This is a genomic window from Asticcacaulis solisilvae (genome assembly GCF_052327315.1).
In the GTDB taxonomy this organism is placed as follows: domain Bacteria; phylum Pseudomonadota; class Alphaproteobacteria; order Caulobacterales; family Caulobacteraceae; genus Asticcacaulis; species Asticcacaulis solisilvae_B.
Genome location: NZ_CP166196.1, coordinates 618,931 through 635,297, shown reverse-complemented (window position 1 = coordinate 635,297; position 16,367 = coordinate 618,931). Strand labels below are relative to the sequence as shown.

The following is a 16,367-nucleotide window of genomic DNA, read 5'->3' as shown; positions in this document are numbered from 1 at the left end:
CCCGGAACGTTTCTATATTTGGGATTAAAGCCCTTATTTCGGGACTATATGCACATTTCAGCGTTATTGTTAACACAATTTGGCGGGAAGATGATACTTTTTTATCAGTCTTGAAATATTGTGATTGATTGTGATCATGTCCGCCTCTGCCGCCGGAGTTGCAGACACGACAAGGCGGGCGCCACCAGGGACGCCTGCAAAATATCGGATTCAGGAAAGACTCTCAGGCCGCGAAGACGGCCTGCATGATGGCCTCAAGGCCTTGGCGGTCGGCCTCGTCGAAGGTCCCGAACTGTTCGGAATCGACGTCGAACACGGCGATGACATCGCCCTTAGCGTCTAAGACCGGCACGACGATTTCGGAATTGGAGCGGGAATCGCAGGCGATATGGCCCGGGAAGGCATGCACGTCCGGCACGACCTGCGTGGTCCGCGTCTCGGCGGCCGCGCCGCAGACACCCCGGCCGAAGGCGATGCGCAGGCATCCCAGCGTGCCGTTATAAGGCCCGACGACCAGTTCCTTTATACCGGCGGCCGCCTTAACCGTGTCGACTATATAGAATCCGGTCCAGAACCAGCCCGGAAAGGCCTGCACGCAAAGACACACAATCGTGGCCATTTGGGCCACGCGATCGGGTTCGCCTTCCAGGACAGCCAAAACGTCGCGCTTAAGTTGCTGATAGATTTCAACTTTGCTCGCACCCAGAGCGGGAGCCTGCACGATCACGTCCATTTTATTCTCCTGGGAGGCGTATTCCCTCCACAACTGCGGCAGACGTAACACGCCCGGCGCGAAAGCAACACCAGATGCCACGGTATTAACACTTTTTTCTGGCCAAGCCGCGGAATTTGACGCATGATGGCCCTAACGGGTGTCCACCCGGGGGTACTATTAGGGATGTGGGCTGAACGTCGCGAGACTGGGTATGCGCGACAATCTGGCAACGCTCAAAGATTAAAGGCAGCCTTATGGGGGGGCATCGCTTGACAGTCCGCGTCATCCTTAACAAAAAAGTGATTAACCATATTTCAGCCGACTTGTGTCGGAGCGATCGGTGATGTCGGAAAGTAACCAGACAAGACCGGCTTCGCGCCCAGGATTTGCGGCGCTTAAGCGGGCCTTCATGAGGGGTAAGGGACGCGCTCTGCCGGTGGCAGCGCTCAGCCTCGGCCTGTGCGCCACCCTCAGCCTGACTGCGTGCGACGATCCCCGCTTCGGCGGCTGGATGCACGGCGGCGGTCCGCGCGATGCCGCGCAGGGCACCTATGCCTGTCCCCGTCCGCCCGACATGTTCCAGGCCCAGGGCTTCGGCGGCCAGGAACGCGAAATCCGTTATTTCCGCCATCAGGCCTTCGGCAACGATTTCTTCGCCCAGCTCGAACTGGCCAACCGCTACAACGCCACCAATGCCGCCGACAAGAATCTCGAGGACCATATCGAGTCGTCGGTCTGGCTGGTCATGGCGCTCGCCAATGCCGAGGGCTATGCCCCGCTGAACCGCGCCGCCGATCCGCGCCGCGGCGGCACCATGGCTTCGCGTTACGACAAGTGCCGCGACTATGAACGCGCCCGTGCCTACAAGATGCTCGACACCGAGCTGTCGATGATGGACTCGGGCGAGCGCGACAAGGTGCGCGACCGCGTCATCTACATCCTGTCGACCATGGGCCCCGACGGTTTCCGTACCCTGGCGCGTCTCTATGACGATCAGTACGGCCCTATGGGCGAGCCGGCCGACAATCCGCAGGCCATCCGCGCCATGATGCGCGGCGGCGACTACGGCATGGCCAATGTCCGCTCGCTGTTCGAGCGTTCGGACGTCGATGCCTATCTCTATAACTATAAAGCCATGGAAACCGGCGATGTCGGCGCCTATGTGCTGCTGAAGGACTTCGAGAAGTCCGCGCCCGACCGCGCCAAATACGCCTCGTTCGTCGAGACCAAGGCCAAGCGCTGGGTCGCGCCCTACGAATTCTATCCGCCGGAAGCGCCTCCGGGCGGTGTCCCGCACTCTGACGAAAGCCGTCCGGACGACCAGGCCGTCTACGCCATGTCGCGCATGGAAGAGCTGCCCTTCGTCCACGTGGTGCGCGCGCTCAACTATCTCGACCTGCTGCATACCGAATGCAATGGCCCGAACGACGTGCCCAAGCAGACCATCGACGGCCTGCGCAACATGATCGGCCTGCCGGGCGGCGACCGCCTGACCTATCAGGACCGCCTGCGCGTCATCCAGCTGGCCGCCGTCAATGGCGACGCCAAGTCGCAGTTGGTGCTGGCGGTCATGTACTCCGAAGGCGTCGGCGTCGAAGTCGATTATGCCCGCGCCTTCTACTGGTACCAGCAGGCCGAAAAGCAGGGCTCGCCCGAGGCGCGCTACGCCATGTCGACCTATTTCGACCTGGGTCTGCAAGGCGTCGCCGACCAGAACAAGGCCGAGGCCGTGGTCATGCAGCTCGATTCGGCGCTGGCGGGCTTCCGTCCGTCGGTCACCCGCCTGCAGGCCGTGCTCAACCAGGTATCGCGTAACCCCTCGAACTGAGGTTCCGGGCGGACTGCGCGAGGGACTTAAGAGATTTGCATCGCCGGCCGGATCAAGCGTCCGGCGGCCCAAGGAAAAAGCAGATGTGGATGCGTAAAGACAAAGCGAAACTGGCGGGGGCCAGGCAAGCCGGGACGAGCTCGGCGCTCGGCGTGGCGGCTGCCGTCCTCGGCCTCGTGTCGTCGCTCGCCTCCGCGCCGGCCGCCTCCGCCGATCCCTATACCGGCAATAATGCCGCCCGCGTCAACGGCTACATCAAGCCCTGCTTCGGCATGCTGCTCGATGCCCAGCTGCGCACCTGCGGCGTGCAACGCCACTTCCGCGAAAGCGGCTATCTCTACGGCTATCATGGCGGCCGCTACGACGCGACGATCGACTGCGACCGCGCGCCGCGCGGCTATGTCGAGGAAGTCGCCGAGCATATCCGTCCCGGCGGCGTGCTGTATCTCAAGGCGCGCAACCGTTCGTGCATCGCCACGCTCGACATCAAGCATTCGCTGACGATCGTCGGCCAGGGCTATGGCCCGCACGCCATTCCGGTTCTGGTGGCGCCCGACGGCCAGTCGTGCATCCGCATCGCGCCGTCGGCCGAACACGTCATCATCAAGGACGCCTATATCGCCAGCCCGCGCGGCGAGCAGTCGGCCTGTATCGAAGCCGCCAATACCGAGCTGACGCTGCAGAACAGCCAGATCCGCTATCAGGGCGACAACGCCGCCATCCACCTGGCCGGCGGCCGCCTCAACCTGACGGAATCGTCGCACCTGATCGCCAAGACGCGCTCGGTCGCGCTGGCCATCAACAACGGCGTTCTGTTCGCCGAGAATTCCGAGATCGCGACGACGGCGGGCGGCATCTATGCCGTGCTCGACGGCGATTCCCAAATCCAGGGCGTCAGCGTCCAGCAGCTGGCCGACTGGCGCGGCTTCGAGCGCGGAGAAGGGGCTGTCGGTCTCGACATCAAGCTCGACAGCGCCAATTCGATCCTCAGCATGAGCGACATGAAGATCAACTACTTCGCGCAGGGCATCGATATCGATGGCGCCGGCGAAGCCCTGTTGTCGCACTCGTTCATCACGGACAGCGATCACGCCATCACGGCGTCGCTGAATCGCATCCGCATCATCGAGAACACGATCCTGGCCAAGGAAATCGGTATCGACGTGGAATCGGGCACGGCCTTTGTCGGCACCAACCGCATCGCCCGCGTCCGCACCGCCGGCATCCTGGCGTCGTCGCAAGGCCAGATCCGTGCGGTCGATAACGATGTCGATCCGGCAGGCGACGGTTGCCCCACGCTGAAGTGGGGCAATATCGAGCCCGCCGCCCGCATCTGCACGCCGTGGTACAAGGGCTCGGAATTCGACGTGCCGGGCGACGCCCACGACCAGTACCTGTTCGACCAGTACTGGCCGCGCATGAACACGATCGCTTCGGCGCCGGTCTCCGACCAGCCGACCGGCCCGGTCCGCGACCAGGACCCGGTTCCGGCGCATAACTGACCGAAGCGATATCTGTAATTTAAAAAGGCGAGGCTCCGGCCTCGCCTTTTTCTTGGCCTGGAGCGCGATCCAGAAAGTGTGACGCACTTTTGGGATAAATTGCGCGACAAAACAAAAACCTGGAGCAGGATTTGAGCGAAGCTGAAATCATCAGGCTCTAAGGTGGTGGCCGGAGTAACGCCTCACGGGATAGCGCCGTGCGGTCATTGACCCGTCAGTTCCTTCATCGTCGCCTTGAATTCGGCAAAACGTTCATCGCCGATCTTCGCCCGCCAATCGGCTTCCAGGCGCTGCATGGTGGCGATAATGATCTCCAGCACCTGCCAGCCGCGTTCGGTGTAGTGGATGCTGGCCTGGCGGCTGGCGGCATCCGACCGGCGCTCAACATAGCCGAGCTTTTCCAATTGCCCCAGCAGGTGGTTCAGCGCCTGCTTGGTCACGCGCAGACGCTTGGCAATGTCACTGGGGCGCTGGCCGTCGAGCGGCGGATATTGAAACAGGGCGACATAGCTGAGGTTCAGGTCGTCGAGTCCGGCTGCAGCCAGGGCCTCGAGAATACGGTTGCGCGCCATTTCCAGGCCGATACGCATCAGCGCGCCGATATAGGGGGCTTGGTCGAAGCCAGGAATTTCACGCAAGGCGCTTGACAATCCGGTAAAGTGATTTTACTAAATTAGTAAAGTAACTTTACCATCAGTCACCCCCATGCGCAAGCCGAGGATCTTTGAATCCCGGGTCTGGCGCCCACTCGCGCCACACGAGGCCATCATGCCGCACGATCAGACCGACCTCATCATCATCGGAGAGCTGCAGATCCGCTACCTGCGCGACAGCGCCGCCGACGGCACGGCCGGCATGTTCGAATTGACCGTGCCGCCGGGCGCCAAATCCCCCCCGCCGCACAGCCACGATAACGAGGAGATCGTGTATTGCCTTGAGGGTACGCTGCGCTCGGTCTGCGGCGGCGTGGTCCGCGACCTGAACTCCGGCGACAGCGGCTATACACCCAAGGGCGTCGTCCACGGTTTCAGCAATCCGTACGATCATCCCGCCCGTGTCCTCGTCGTCAACACCCCCGATGTCGGCGCCCAGTATTTCCGCGACGTTGCCGAGGCTGTGAAAGGCCCGGCCGCCCCCGATCCCGCACGCATCATGGCCATCATGCGCCACTACGGCCTGACGCCTGCCATGCCTGCCCCGCCTTCTGGCTAAGCGCATCTTCCGTCTCCGGGTTGCGGCTTTCTGGAAAACGGGAGGGTGTTGGCGCGCCCTCCCGGCCTTGCCGTGTGCATTTTCGGGGTGCCGGAGCCCATCGGATGAGACAACGCGCTAATAAAAAAGCCCCGGAAATCCGGGGCTTTTTCGAAACTAACGTTCGCCTGAGGCTTATTTGTAGCCGGTCGAGGCGTTCTTGTAGTTGCGGTCCTTCGGGCGCGTCGAGCCGGGGATCGGATCGTTGCTGGTGCAGGATTCCGGACGCTTGACGCCCAGCTTGCCGCCCATGCCCATCGAGGTGTTGTCGGTCGAGTTCTGCGCCGTGACCGTGACTTCGCGGCCCTGGGTGTTCAGGTGGGTCTCGGTGCGCGTGTCGCTGTCGTAGGTCATGACCTGCGGCGCCTTGCCCGAGGGCTCGAACGCGGCGACGCACTCGGCGGCCTTTTCCTGATCGGAACGGACGTCATAGACCAGGTTGTGCGAGCGGTTTTCGCCATAATAGCTGTTGCAGGCGCTCAGCGACACAAGCGCCCCCAAGGCCAGCCCAGCCAGAATAAGCTTCGACGCTTTCATGCAATCCCCCGAAATGCGGTGCGAAAAAATGGTTAACGGCATGATCGCATATTTCCGTCGGCAAACAAAGCCTTGAATGCGGCAAAAGGTTAAAATGACCCGCCGTTCGTGCCATTAATGCCGCGATTACCCGCGCCCGGAGGCGGCGCGGGCCGGCCGTACGCCGCTGGGTTGCCGCAAAACATCGCGAGCCCCCCAGGCGCTTACATCCCCAGCGCCGCCATTTCTTCGTCGCTCATGTCGAAATTGGCGAAGACATTCTGCACGTCATCATCGTCGTTGAGCGCGTCGAGCAGCTTCATCAGGGTGCGCGCCGGATCGCCCGAAATCGCGTTCAGGGCCTGTGGCTTCCAGATGATGGCGGTGCCCTTGGGGTCGCCCAGGATCTTGGTCAGGCCTTCGACGACCTCGTTCAGGTCCTCGAACGCCGTATAGATGATGTGGCCGCCCTCTTCCGGATCGTCGTCGGTCTCGACATCGGCCGCGCCGGCCTCGATCGCCGCCTCGAACACCGTGTCGGCGCTGCCGGCCGACAGCGGATAGCGGATTTCGCCCAGGCGGTCGAACATGAAGCTGACCGAGCCCGTGTCGGCCAGCTGGCCGCCGAACTTGGTGAAATACGAACGGACATTGCCCGCCGAACGGTTGCGGTTGTCGGTCAGGACTTCGACGATGATGCCGATGCCGCCCGGGCCGCGGCCCTCATAGCGGATGTCTTCCATGTTGTCGGCTTCGCCGGACGCGCCCTTCTTGATGGCGCGTTCGATGTTTTCCTTCGGCATCGACTCGGCCTTGGCCATGGCGACGGCCAGGCGCAGGCGCGAATTCATGGCGGGGTCGGGCAGGCCCTGCTTGGCGGCGACGGTGATATCGCGCGACAGCTTGGAAAACAGCTTGGAGCGGGCGGCGTCGGCGCGGCCCTTCTTGTGCATGATGTTCTTGAATTTCGAATGGCCTGCCATGGGTCACCTCTGCCGGTCGGAACCGACGCATCTTTAATCCAGGTACGGCTTACGCCGCGAAGGACGCGGTTCTAGCTTGGCGGCGAGGTTTTGTCACCACCGTCATGCCGCCGCGCCATTGACAATCGCCCGCATAACGCTGTTAACCTTGGTGAAAACAACCGTCAGGGAGCGGAACGATGAAATACGGACTGACCTGCGCGGCGGCCGCCGGCCTGCTGATGCTATCGGGCATGGCCCACGCCAGCCTGCCGACACCCGTCATCACGCGCGCCGATCCGCAGCCCGTTTTTCCGGGCGCGGCCCTGGACAGCAACGGCCGCATCGCCCTGACCCTGGTCGGCCACGACCTGGGTCCCAAGGACGGCGACAACGGCCACCCGGCCGGTTATGCCGGCGGATACCAGCACATCTTCATTCGTGGCGTTTCGGCCGACATGAAGGCCGGCGACTGGGTCGAGTGCCGGCCGAACGACTGCGTGCCCTACGGCTCGACCGGCGTCGATGCGGACCAGATCAGCCTCGGCATCGCGCCGCACGTCCTCAGCCAGCCCGGCAGCCATCTGCAGATCAGGCTCTGGGTTTCGTTCACCCCCGACCAGGCGGCCAACCCCGAAAGCGCCACCACCAATGCCAGCGGCTGGTCGCCCATCTATACGGTCGATGTCGCCCGCCCAGGCCAGACCGCGCCTGCCCCGGTCATCCTGAAGTTCGAGCCGGCGGAGATCGGCATCGACGGCGCGTCCACCAACTGGTACGTGCGCCTGATCGGCACCGGCCTGTGCGGCAATTCGGCGAAGGTCGTGTTCAACGGCGACCTGGCCTCGGCGGTCGCGATCAATCCCGCCAGCTGCGGCACGGTCGGTTCGGGCTATCCGGCGGGAAGCGCACTCTACGATGTCCAGATTCCGGACGCCCTGCGCAAGCCCGGCGCCGTGACGGTTCGCGTGCACAGCAATACCGGCGACTCCGCGACACAGACCGTCACCATCAAGCAGGTCAATCACAAGCTGAACGGACCGGCCCTGCCGAAAATCACGCAGCCGGTTCAGCCGGCAACGCCGGCCACACAGGGACCGCTCAAGAAAAAGCCTTGAGGCCTTCGACCTGGGGCACCATGGTGGCCAGCCGTCCGCCCATGCGGATCGGCTCTATGCGTCTGGCCAGGCCGGTCGCATCGTCGCTTTCGACATAGACGCCGCAGACCGTGGCCGGGCCGGAAGCGGGCTTATAGCGATCGCGCGAGATACGCGTGGTGAAGCGGCGCAGCGGTTCTTCCTTGTCCATGCCGATGACGCTGTCATAGTCGGCGCAGGCGCCGGCGTCGGTCTGGTAGGCGGTGCCGCCCGGCAGAATCTGGGCGTCGGCGGTCGGCACGTGCGTATGCGTACCGACGACGAGAGTCGCCCGGCCGTCGCAGAAATGGCCCATGGCCATCTTTTCCGAGGTCGCTTCGGCGTGCATGTCTACGACGATGGCGTCGGCCGCAAGGCCCAGCGGGCACGATTCCAGCTGGCGGTCGACGGCGCCGAACGGATCGTCCATGGACTGCATGTGCACCAGGCCCAGCACGTTCATCACCAGGATGCGGCGGCCGCCCACGGTTTCGAACAGGTTGGCGCCGCGGCCGGGCGCGTCGGCCAGGGGCGGATAGTTGATCGGGCGCAGCAGGCGCGGTTCGCGCACGATGTAGGTCAGCGCCTCTTTTTGATCCCACGAATGGTTGCCCAGCGTCAGGCAATCGGCGCCCGCGTCGAACAGCTCACGCGCCGAGTTTTCCGACACGCCGAAGCCGCCCGAAGCGTTTTCGGCGTTGACGATGACGAATTCGAGATCCAGTTGCCGGCGCAGGCCCGGCAGGTATTCGGAAAGGGCTTCCCGCCCCGAGCGGCCGACAACGTCGCCGAAGAATGCAAAGCGCATAGTCTGTCCCGGGCTGAGGCCCTATTGTTGGGGGTCCGCCCCTGCCAGCCCCAGTTCCGTGAAAATTCCGTCCAGGTGCTGATCATGCACCTCTATGGGGAGGTCCGCAACCTCCTGCCCGGAAAAAGCGACCCCGACGGCGCGGATGACCTTTTCCGCGCGAAGCCGTTCGAGGGCGCGGTCGTAATAACCGCCGCCGTACCCTAACCGGATACCGTCCCGGTTAAAGGCCAGCAACGGCACCAGCACGACGTCGGGCTCGACCTCGGGCAGGGTATCCAGCGGCTGGCGGATGTCGAACGGCCCCAGCACCAGGCTGTCGCCGATGGTGAACTGGCGGAAGATCATGCGGAAGCCGTTTTCGCCCGGCGCCAGGCACGGCAGGCACAGGTCGCAGCCGTGGTCGGCAAAGGCCTGCATCAGCGGAAACGGGTTGATTTCGGACTGGATCGGGTAATAGCCGGCGATCATCGTGCCGGCGGGCGGCCAGTCGTTCAGCGCGTCGAAGAAACCGGCGACAGCCTCGGCCATCTGTTCCCCGGCCTGCGGCAGCTCGGACGCCATGCCGGCGCGGCGGGCCTTCATTTCGTTGCGCAACAGGGGCTTTGGGTCGATGGCGGGCATTCTTGTCCTTGAGTCTCTCACTCCCTCTAGCGCATTTCGGCGTGGACGGCAAAACCCAGACTGATAGCCCCGGTCGTTATGCATGACCGGGGCTATCAGTCTGGTTTTTTCAGCTCAAACGCCGCATGCTCCTCGCACATGCTCGGGCGGCCAGTCGGCCTTGCCAACGGCTGTACACCGCCGTTGGAATAGGATTGCGCCCCTTGAAGAGAAAAGGGTGGCGGCGCCACAAAGAGCCGTGCCGATGCGTTTAAATCCTCTCAGACCTGACAAGTCAGGTGGGAACCATGTGATAGAGACCACGGTCTCAGTCAGGGACAGTCCCCGTTCTAAGTGATTAAGGTCAGAAGGATTGGTGATCGTCACGCGAGCCGCAGCAAGACCCGCCGTCCATGAAGATAAGCCGTGGACGGACGGAACTCAAGATGCCCAGGATCAAATCTCGGTGGGCAAGGGCTATCAGGCGCTCAGCTCGACCAGAAGTTCGTCCAGTTGCTCGAACTGTTCGGGCATGCCCTGTGCCGCGCCTTCCATGGCCTCGTCGCGCGCCGCCGTGGTCGGATAGACCTCGCTGAGCGTCAGGAAGGTCTTGCCGTCCTTTTCTTCGAGCGTCAGCGTACTGATGGCGCCGTCGTCGCTTTCCTCGTTCGTCCAGACAATGCGGGCGTCCTGCACGACCTCCAGATACTTGCCGAAGAAGGCAAAGGTCTGGTCGGACGACGGATGGCCAAACTCGAAGCGGTAGCTGCCGCCGGTCCTGGCATCGACTTCGCACGACACCAGGGTCGAGCCGATCGACTTGGGCGCCCACCAGCGCTTGAGCAGCTCCGGCGTGGTCCAGGCCTTGAACACGAGGCGCGCAGGCCCGTTGAAGGTGCGCGTGATGACAAGCTCGCGGTCGGATTTCCGTTCCGCCTTGGTCAGATGCTTCATGGTGTTGGCCTCACTGTTATTAGCGTCCATCAGGTTTCTCCTTCTGTTTCAAGTCTTCGATGACGTCGTCCAGCACGTCGAACCGCGCCTCCCAGAGCCGGCGGTAGCGTTCGATCCACGCCGCCTCCTCATCCAGTATCCGCTTGCCGAGCCGGCAGGTCCGGACGCGCCCAACCTTCTCGGTCGTGACGAAACCGGCCGTCTCCAGGATGCTGACGTGCTTTTTCATGCCGGTCAGGGTCATGTCGAAAGCGTCGGCCAGATCGGTGATCGACGCGTCCGCGCGGCCAAGCCGTTCCAGCACGCCGCGCCGGGTGGCGTCGGACAGCGCGCCAAAGGAATTATCGAGTCGAGCGATATACTGAACCATTTGGTTCAGTATTAGCGCATGGGCCGGCAGCACGCAAGCGTAAAACGGAGGCGCCCCGGCCAGAGGCAGGACTAGCGCGTATACGAGAATGAAGCTTTTTCCGGCCCCTCCTGTTTATGGGGGGGGGCATCGCATATGGCCTTTAAGGTATTGAACGGATTTTCCTTCTCCCCACTCGAGGGGAGAAGGTGGCCCGAAGGGCCGGATGAGGGGTTACCGTACCTTCAGCGCGCGCGTCCTTATGACCATTTCCCCTCACCTTAGCCTTCGGGCCTTTCATGTCTCCATTTGAGGAGCGGAGCGGCAGCGAAAGAAAGGCGCGTAACATCGAGGTGAACAGTAATGTCAGCATCGGTGCGCGCGGAAGATGCCGGATTTACCCCTCATCCGGCCCTTCGGGCCACCTTCTCCCCTATTCAAGGGGAGAAGGAAAAGACAACGCGCCACCTCGGAATGCCATATGCGATTGTCCTGCCATAAATGGGGACGGTCAAGAAATCTAAGCGACGTCATATGCGATTGCGCCCCGGCCAGGGACCTGACCGGGGCGCTTCAAGCCTTTGTTTTACGGTTGTATTTTAGCTGGCGCCGAGCAGGCGTTCCAGGCGCGCCGCGGCGTCCGAAATGGCGAAGGCCGCGCGGCGTTCCATCTCGTGCGCGCCGGCCGAGACGCGGGCGACGCCGGAATTGGCCTCACCGATCTGCTCGCGCAGGTCCTGCATTTCGTCGATCATCAAGAGCGCCGCCATAAGGAACAGGCGGACCTCGCCGATGGCGCCGACGTCGGACACCACCATGCCGACATGCTCATCGAACACCTTGGCCAGGTCCTGCACGCGGGCTTCCTGGCCGTCGGCGCAGCCGACCGTATAGGGCTTACCGTTGACCCTGACCGTGACCTCTCCCATCAGGCGGCCTCGTCGGCAAGCAGGGTGCGGATATTGGCGGCGGCCACGCCCAGCGCGTCGAAGGCGCGGTTGGCGACGGCGGCCAGCTGGTCCTTTTCGGCGCGCACGGCGGCCAGTTCGTCCAGCACGCGCTGCATGTCCCCGGATCCGGCCTGCGGCGGCACGTATTCCGGCAGCGGCTCGCCGTTGTTCAGGGCCCTGACCCGTTCCTCAAGCGCCATCAGCGCCTTGTCGAGCCGGTCCACCGCCAGACTGAGCGATCCGCCCAGCTGCCCCGGAGCATGCGTGTTTTCCATAACAGCGATCCTTAGAACCCAGATTCGTGGCCGTCTTTGCGACAAAAGCCCTACCCTTTGCGGACGCTATCGGGTAAGGCTCGCGCAAATCAAACCTTGCCACAAGCTTAATAGAGACTCACCCATGGCCACAAGCCCTTCTGAATCCGCATCCGCTAAACCGTCCGGCACCCTGATGGCCGACGCCATCCGCGTCCTGTCGATGGAGGCCGTGCATAGGGCGAAGTCGGGTCACCAGGGCATGCCGATGGGCATGGCCGACGTCGCGACCGTCTTGTGGACCAGGTTCCTGAAGTACGATCCGCAAAAGCCCGACTGGGCCGACCGCGACCGCTTCGTGCTGTCGGCGGGCCACGGCTCGATGCTGATCTACTCGCTGCTGCACCTGACGGGATTCAAGTCGGTCAGCATGGAAGACATCAAGAACTTCCGCCAGTGGGGCTCCGCCACGCCGGGCCACCCGGAATACGGCCACACCGCCGGCGTCGAATGCACCACGGGTCCGCTGGGCCAGGGCCTGGCGACGGCGGTCGGCATGGCCATGGCCGAACGCCACCTCAACAACCGTTTCGGCGATGAGCTGGTCAACCACCGCACCTGGGTGATCGCCGGCGACGGCTGCCTGATGGAAGGCGTCAGCCACGAAGCGATCTCGCTGGCCGGCCGCCTGGCGCTGAAGAACCTGATCGTCCTGTGGGACGACAACAATGTCACGATCGACGGCTGGGCGACGATCGCCGAGACCGGCGACCAGCTGGCGCGCTTCAAGGCCGCGGGCTGGGCGGTGAAGTCGGTGGACGGCCACGACCACGACAAGCTGGCGGCCGTCATGCGCTGGGCCACGCGTCAGGACCGTCCGGTGATGATCGCCTGCCGCACCAAGGTGTCGCGCGGGGCCGGTAAGCTGGAAGGCGACAAGCACGGCCACGGCTACAACCTGTTCGACGACGAAATCCGCGCGGCGCGCGAGCACATGAACTGGCTGGCAGAGCCCTTCACCGTGCCGGCCGACATCAAGTCCGCGTGGGAAGCCGCCGGGCGCAAGGGCACGCGCGTGCGCAAGGCCTGGGAAAAGGCCGCCAAGGACAATGCCAAGGGCGCCGAACTGGCGCAGGTCATGTCGGGCGCCCTGCCCGCCAATGCCTTCGACGACCTCGACGCCCATATCAAGGCGGCGCTGGAATCGAAGCCCGCCGACGCCACGCGTTCGGCTTCGGGCGCGGCGCTTGCCAAGCTGGTCCCGGCGATCGATACCATGATCGGGGGCTCGGCCGACCTTACGGGCTCGGTCAACACGCTGGTCAAGGGCATGGCGTCGTTCGACACCACCGACTATGCCGGCCGCTACGTCCATTACGGCGTGCGCGAATTCGGCATGGCCGCGGCGATGAACGGCATGGCGATCCACGGCGGCGTCCTGCCCTATGCCGGCACCTTCTTCGTCTTCTCGGATTACGGCCGCCCGGCCATCCGCCTCGGCGCGCTGATGGGCGCCAAGGTCGTCCACGTCATGACGCACGATTCGATCGGCGTCGGCGAAGACGGCCCGACGCACCAGCCGGTCGAACAGCTGGCCGCCTTCCGCGCCATGCCGGAACTGAATGTCTTCCGCCCGGCCGACGTCGTCGAAACCGCCGAAGCCTGGAAGGCCGCGCTGAAGTCGAAGGGCCCGTCGATGATGGTGCTGACGCGCCAGAAGCTGCCGGCGGTTCGTTCCGTGGGCGGTGATCTCGTGGAAAAGGGCGCCTATGAGCTGAGCCCGGCCTCGGGCGAAGCCAAGGTATCGATCTTCGCCACGGGTTCGGAAGTCAGCCTGGCGGTCGCCGCGCAAAAGACGCTGGAAGCCGACGGCATTGCGACCCGCGTCGTGTCGGCCCCGTGCTGGCGTCTGTTCGACCAGCAGTCCGAAGCCTATCAGGCCGAGGTTCTGGGCAATACGCCGGTCAATATTGGTGTCGAAGCCGCGGCCAAGCTCGGCTGGGAACGCTTTATCGGCCGCGACGGCGTGTTCATCGGCATGAAGGGCTTCGGCGCCTCGGCCCCGCAGGACCGTCTGTACAAGGAATTCGGCATCACAGCCGACGCCATCGTCGCGGCGGCCAAGGCCAAGCTGTAAAAGTTAAAGACCAACGGCGATTGACCAAATCGCCGTTGGCACGGGCGCCAATCTTTTCGTTCTTTGGCCGCCGCGCACGTTTGCGCGAGCCATCGGGGCCGCCCGTGCGGCGGCATCTGAGCTGAAAAATGCCTTTACTTTATCGGTCATTCTTCATGGCCGATAAAGTAAAGGCCGTGGCAGGTGACTGCCACGGCCCTCTTCGTACCATGCCGGTGCCGGGAAGACCGGCATCGTCGAAGATTCTTATTTGGTGAGAGTCGCTGGCCCCGGCTGTTGCCCGCCCCAGGTGCCGGACGGCGCGGCGTCCTTGCCGCCAACGTCCTTGCCATGACCATGCTTCCCGCCGTGCCGATGCGCCGCGCGCAGTTCGTTGGCGTCGAGATAACCGTCGTGATTGGTATCGAGCTGGTCGAAATGCGCCTTGATGCCGGCGCTGAATTCGGCCCAGGAAATCCGGCCGTCGTGGTCGGTGTCGAGCATGGCCAGGTGGCCGGCCTTGTCACCGTGCTTTTCCGCCTTATCACCCTTCATGCCGCGATGCGCCGCCCAGGCGGCCTTCAGCTCGTCGCGGCTCAGACGGCCGTCATGATCGGTGTCGATCTCGTCGAAATGCTCGGCCAGGCGGCCGCGCGCTTCGCTTTTGTCGATGAAGCCGTCGCCGTTGGTGTCGAGCTTGGCGAAGTGGTTTTCGTGGTCCGGAGCCGGAGCCGCGGGCGCGGCCGGAGGGGTGGTTTGCGCCCAGACGGGAAAGGCAGCCGGGCCCGTCAGCAGAAGGGCGGCCGCCAGAGACATAAAGCCGTTGCGAATACGCATGTGAAAGTCCGCTTGTGAGGTCATTCAGGAACAGGCCCCGGTCATCGCCTTGCCTTCATAAACGGCGGGCCACCGGATACCCGTCGCGGCGTTTAAAAAAAGACCGGAGTCCGAAGACTCCGATCTTTCCGCCCCGCGGGACGTGCCTGATCCTGCCGGGCAAACGCCGTCACTTGCCCGGCGGAGGGGCTGGCGGCATGCCGCCGCCGTCGCGCGGCGGCTGCGGCAATTCGTTCGCTTCCAGGAAGCCGTCGTGGTTGGCGTCCAGCTCGGCGAAATGCGCCTTCATCGGCGCCGCGAATTCCTCGAAGCTGATCTTGCCGTCGCCGTTCTTGTCCAGCGTCTTGATATCCATCGGCATCATGTGGTGCATGTGTCCGTCACGCGGGCCCTGGTCCGGCCCCGGGCCGCCGTGCGCGTGGGCCGGCATACGGGCGAGGAAGGCCTGGAACTCCGCCTTCGAGATCGTGCCGTCGTGGTTGGTGTCGACGTCTTCGAAGGCCGGACGGCCCATGGGGGGCTGGGGCGGCGCGTTCTGGGCGCAGGCCTGCAGCGCCATGAAGCCCGCGGCCGCTATGCCGACACCGATAATCCCGGCCACCGGATGAAGTCTGATCATTGGAATGTTCCGTTCACTGTGCGTGCGGCTCCCGACGGCCGCACCCCGGACGCTAGGTCAGGCGCATTGCCCGCCAATGTCAAAAAAAGCGAAAATGTGGCAGTAATTAGATATTATATTACTTGAGTGAAATTCGCAGGCCGCAACATTCGGCGAGTTTGGCGACCGCAAGACGCCCCCACTTGCGTGTAACAATAAAATGAGCTTCCCCCCATGCCAGCCATAGCGACAATGACCACATCTCCCTCCGGCCACCAGGATCATCCCCCGCGCATCCTGATTGTCGACGACGACCCCGAACTGCGCGAACTGACCGGTGACTTCCTGGCCGGCAACGGCTTCGAGGTGCACCGCGCCGCGTCGGGCCGCGACATGGACAAGGTGCTGGCCCGCGGCGACATCGAACTGGTCGTGCTCGACTACATGATGCCCGGTGAAGACGGCCTGTCGATCTGCAAACGATTGATCGACCATAACGGCCCGCCGGTCATCATGGTCAGCGCGCGCGGCGAGGACATCGACCGTATCGTCGGCCTGGAACTCGGCGCCGACGACTACATGGCCAAACCCTTCCACCCGCGTGAGCTTCTGGCCCGCATCCGCGCCGTCCTGCGCCGCCGCGAAGCCCGCGAAGGTTCGGGCGACGGCAAGAGCCCGATCTCGCACTTCTTCGGCTGGCAGCTCGACAACATCAAGCGCACGCTCAGCCGTCCCGATGGCGTTCAGGTCGTGCTGTCGAACGCCGAATTCGAGCTGCTGCGCGTCTTCCTCGACCGCCCTGGCCGGGCGCTGACCCGCGACCAGATTCTCGACTACCTGCACGGCCCGAACTCGGACAGCTTCGACCGCGCCATCGATGTGCAGATCTCGCGCCTGCGCCGCAAGCTGGGCGACGACGGCAACGAAGACATCATCCGCACCATCCGCGGCATCGGCTATATGTTCAAGCCGCTGCGATAACAGTAAA

General features: G+C 63.7%; 18 protein-coding genes. 6 read left to right on the top strand and 12 right to left on the bottom strand.

The features are described from left to right. Positions 1–223: 223 nt before the first annotated feature. Complete coding sequence (locus AB8717_RS02910; RefSeq protein ID WP_443749534.1) at positions 224–733, bottom strand: GAF domain-containing protein; 510 nt, start codon at positions 731–733, stop codon at positions 224–226. A gap of 391 nt (positions 734–1,124) precedes the next feature. Here AB8717_RS02910 and AB8717_RS02905 point away from each other — a divergent pair, with 391 nt between their 5' ends. Continuing rightward, the gene (locus tag AB8717_RS02905; RefSeq protein WP_443749533.1) at positions 1,125–2,543 is read left to right on the top strand and encodes a tetratricopeptide repeat protein; all 1,419 of its coding nucleotides are present in this window, start codon (positions 1,125–1,127) and stop codon (positions 2,541–2,543) included. A gap of 89 nt (positions 2,544–2,632) precedes the next feature. Beyond that, on the top strand, positions 2,633–4,045 hold the full coding sequence (locus tag AB8717_RS02900; protein ID WP_443749532.1) for a hypothetical protein: 1,413 nt from the start codon (positions 2,633–2,635) through the stop codon (positions 4,043–4,045). Between the two features lie 203 nt (positions 4,046–4,248). Here AB8717_RS02900 and AB8717_RS02895 read toward each other — a convergent pair whose 3' ends face one another. Next, a complete protein-coding gene (locus AB8717_RS02895; protein ID WP_443749531.1) occupies positions 4,249–4,683 on the bottom strand; it encodes a MarR family winged helix-turn-helix transcriptional regulator in 435 nt (144 codons plus the stop codon). A 130-nt stretch (positions 4,684–4,813) separates the two neighbouring features. Here AB8717_RS02895 and AB8717_RS02890 point away from each other — a divergent pair, with 130 nt between their 5' ends. Beyond that, positions 4,814–5,257: a cupin domain-containing protein gene (locus AB8717_RS02890; protein WP_443749530.1), complete on the top strand. Its 444-nt coding sequence runs from the start codon at positions 4,814–4,816 to the stop codon at positions 5,255–5,257. A 174-nt stretch (positions 5,258–5,431) separates the two neighbouring features. Here the strand turns inward: AB8717_RS02890 and AB8717_RS02885 are convergent, their stop codons facing one another. Further along, entirely contained in the window at positions 5,432–5,833 is a 402-nt protein-coding gene (locus AB8717_RS02885; protein WP_443749529.1) for a hypothetical protein, read from the bottom strand. 203 nt (positions 5,834–6,036) lie between these two features. Then, the gene (locus AB8717_RS02880; RefSeq protein ID WP_443749528.1) at positions 6,037–6,795 is read right to left on the bottom strand and encodes a YebC/PmpR family DNA-binding transcriptional regulator; all 759 of its coding nucleotides are present in this window, start codon (positions 6,793–6,795) and stop codon (positions 6,037–6,039) included. Positions 6,796–6,974: 179 nt separating this feature from the next. Between AB8717_RS02880 and AB8717_RS02875 the strand changes: the two genes are divergently transcribed. Then, entirely contained in the window at positions 6,975–7,892 is a 918-nt protein-coding gene (locus AB8717_RS02875; protein ID WP_443749527.1) for a hypothetical protein, read from the top strand. Here AB8717_RS02875 and AB8717_RS02870 read toward each other — a convergent pair. The 6 genes from AB8717_RS02870 to AB8717_RS02845 form a co-directional block, all read right to left on the bottom strand. Continuing rightward, positions 7,876–8,718 (bottom strand): TIGR00282 family metallophosphoesterase, encoded by an 843-nt coding sequence (locus AB8717_RS02870; RefSeq protein WP_443749526.1) that lies wholly within the window; start codon positions 8,716–8,718, stop codon positions 7,876–7,878. The two genes, AB8717_RS02875 and AB8717_RS02870, sit on opposite strands and share 17 nt — an antisense overlap. A 21-nt stretch (positions 8,719–8,739) precedes the next feature. Beyond that, positions 8,740–9,342 carry a 5-formyltetrahydrofolate cyclo-ligase gene (locus AB8717_RS02865; RefSeq protein WP_443749525.1) on the bottom strand — a complete coding sequence of 201 codons (603 nt, stop codon included), beginning with the start codon at positions 9,340–9,342 and terminating at the stop codon, positions 8,740–8,742. A gap of 459 nt (positions 9,343–9,801) precedes the next feature. After that, positions 9,802–10,305, bottom strand: a complete 504-nt coding sequence (locus AB8717_RS02860; protein WP_443749524.1) for an SRPBCC family protein — start codon at positions 10,303–10,305, stop codon at positions 9,802–9,804. Continuing rightward, positions 10,295–10,645 (bottom strand): ArsR/SmtB family transcription factor, encoded by a 351-nt coding sequence (locus AB8717_RS02855; RefSeq protein WP_443749523.1) that lies wholly within the window; start codon positions 10,643–10,645, stop codon positions 10,295–10,297. Before AB8717_RS02855 ends, AB8717_RS02860 begins: the two co-directional genes overlap by 11 nt. Before the next feature lie 578 nt (positions 10,646–11,223). Further along, entirely contained in the window at positions 11,224–11,553 is a 330-nt protein-coding gene (locus AB8717_RS02850; RefSeq protein WP_443749522.1) for a cell division protein ZapA, read from the bottom strand. Further along, positions 11,553–11,849, bottom strand: a complete 297-nt coding sequence (locus AB8717_RS02845; RefSeq protein ID WP_443749521.1) for a hypothetical protein — start codon at positions 11,847–11,849, stop codon at positions 11,553–11,555. Before AB8717_RS02845 ends, AB8717_RS02850 begins: the two co-directional genes overlap by 1 nt. A 175-nt stretch (positions 11,850–12,024) precedes the next feature. Here AB8717_RS02845 and tkt point away from each other — a divergent pair, with 175 nt between their 5' ends. Further along, the gene (gene tkt, locus AB8717_RS02840) at positions 12,025–13,965 is read left to right on the top strand and encodes a transketolase (protein WP_443750842.1); all 1,941 of its coding nucleotides are present in this window, start codon (positions 12,025–12,027) and stop codon (positions 13,963–13,965) included. Between the two features lie 246 nt (positions 13,966–14,211). Here tkt and AB8717_RS02835 read toward each other — a convergent pair whose 3' ends face one another. Together AB8717_RS02835 and AB8717_RS02830 are read right to left on the bottom strand one after the other, a co-directional pair. Further along, entirely contained in the window at positions 14,212–14,781 is a 570-nt protein-coding gene (locus AB8717_RS02835) for an EF-hand domain-containing protein (protein ID WP_443749520.1), read from the bottom strand. Between the two features lie 169 nt (positions 14,782–14,950). Beyond that, on the bottom strand, positions 14,951–15,400 hold the full coding sequence (locus tag AB8717_RS02830) for an EF-hand domain-containing protein (protein WP_443749519.1): 450 nt from the start codon (positions 15,398–15,400) through the stop codon (positions 14,951–14,953). 231 nt (positions 15,401–15,631) lie between these two features. Between AB8717_RS02830 and AB8717_RS02825 the strand changes: the two genes are divergently transcribed. After that, the gene (locus AB8717_RS02825) at positions 15,632–16,360 is read left to right on the top strand and encodes a response regulator (RefSeq protein ID WP_443749518.1); all 729 of its coding nucleotides are present in this window, start codon (positions 15,632–15,634) and stop codon (positions 16,358–16,360) included. The last annotated feature ends 7 nt before the right edge of the window (positions 16,361–16,367 follow it).